Below are 598 nucleotides of genomic sequence, written 5' to 3'. Positions count from 1 at the left end.
TATTTTTATCATGCGGCAATTGTCCCAGCCATTTATTCACGGGGTTATAGTCAATATTGCCCGGATTATGGTTATCAATGCCTCTGGTCACTGTTTATCCCCCAACCGTTTATTAATCGCACGAACAGCAAAGTCGCGGATTTTCTCGACACCAATAAAACCAACGGCGCCACCGATAGCCGGTGCAAAACTGGCAGGAATGCCAAACATATCCAAACCACTGGATACGCTCCATGACAAAGCACCACAAAGCAGCGCCTCTACCCAGCGGTTCTTGCGTTCCACGCCGTCGTAAATCAGACGACCGTAACAAATAGCTATTGCTAAAACAGAGCCAGATATTTGTGGCCACGAGTTTTTTAGGCCGTTCAAGAGGTCAGCCCATAAATCAGGATTTTCTTTCATCTTCATATTCCACCCCATTTGAACAATGGGCGTCCGTGGGGTGAACGATGGTTACCCCTGTGAGTAGGTTAAAAGTAATAGATTGATAGTTAAGGTAAGGTGATGAGTTCAGCCAAATGTTAATCAACAACGAAGAGGGATGGCTGATTACCTCTGTGATAAGGACAAAAATGTTAGATCTAGAAACAGAATT

Annotated in this window: 2 protein-coding genes; both read right to left on the bottom strand. The window is 44.5% G+C overall.

Features of this window, described 5'->3' with window-relative positions; genetic code table 11:
• Nucleotides 1-87: 87 nt before the first annotated feature.
• Entirely contained in the window at nt 88-411 is a 324-nt protein-coding gene (locus tag IQ209_RS17995; protein ID WP_370588432.1) for a phage holin, lambda family, read from the bottom strand.
• Nucleotides 389-598: hypothetical protein (locus tag IQ209_RS18540; RefSeq protein WP_228005981.1), on the bottom strand; the 210-nt coding region annotated here is incomplete at its 5' end. The genes IQ209_RS17995 and IQ209_RS18540, both read right to left, overlap by 23 nt.

Origin of the sequence: Xenorhabdus sp. BG5 (assembly GCF_015163665.1) — a bacterium.
Taxonomy (GTDB): domain Bacteria; phylum Pseudomonadota; class Gammaproteobacteria; order Enterobacterales; family Enterobacteriaceae; genus Xenorhabdus.
The sequence above is the reverse complement of the archived record's forward strand: the minus strand, read 5'-3'. Positions and strand labels throughout refer to the sequence as shown.

Coding starts and splice junctions, on each gene's coding strand:
- IQ209_RS17995 (WP_370588432.1), bottom strand. CDS start 411: ATGAAGATGAAAGAAAATCCTGATTTATGGGCTGACCTCTTGAACGGC.